At 61.1% G+C, this 370-nt stretch carries 1 protein-coding gene; it reads left to right on the top strand.

Features of this window, described 5'->3' with window-relative positions:
- Positions 1 to 370: immunoglobulin-like domain-containing protein (locus FQ668_RS27325; protein WP_144180756.1), on the top strand; the 370-nt coding region annotated here is incomplete at both ends.

Below are 370 nucleotides of genomic sequence, written 5' to 3'. Positions count from 1 at the left end.
GCCCAGGTCACCATCAAGGCCGGTGAAACCAGCGCGCCGTACACCCACGACGCACAGGGCGATGACGTCTACCAGGACGCAGGCCAGATCAGTCTGGGCATCACGTCCGCTGTGGATATAGACGGTCACACCTTTGAGAACCTGGAACTGGGTGGTGCTGCTTCGGTTCAAGTGACCGACACCCTCGACGAAGTCGTGGCCAAGCTGACTGCCACCCCTTCGGTGACCGAAGGCGGCGAGATCACCTACACCATCACGCTGACCAACAAAGACGGTCTGCCGATCAACAACCACTCGGAGCTGTACTTCAAGCTGACCGACGGCACCACCGTCGTCGTGGCAGCCAACAGCACCACCGGTTCGGCGACTG

The organism is Pseudomonas sp. Kh14 (assembly GCF_900291005.1).
In the GTDB taxonomy this organism is placed as follows: Bacteria; Pseudomonadota; Gammaproteobacteria; order Pseudomonadales; family Pseudomonadaceae; genus Aquipseudomonas; species Aquipseudomonas alloputida.
The sequence above is the reverse complement of the archived record's forward strand: the minus strand, read 5'-3'. Positions and strand labels throughout refer to the sequence as shown.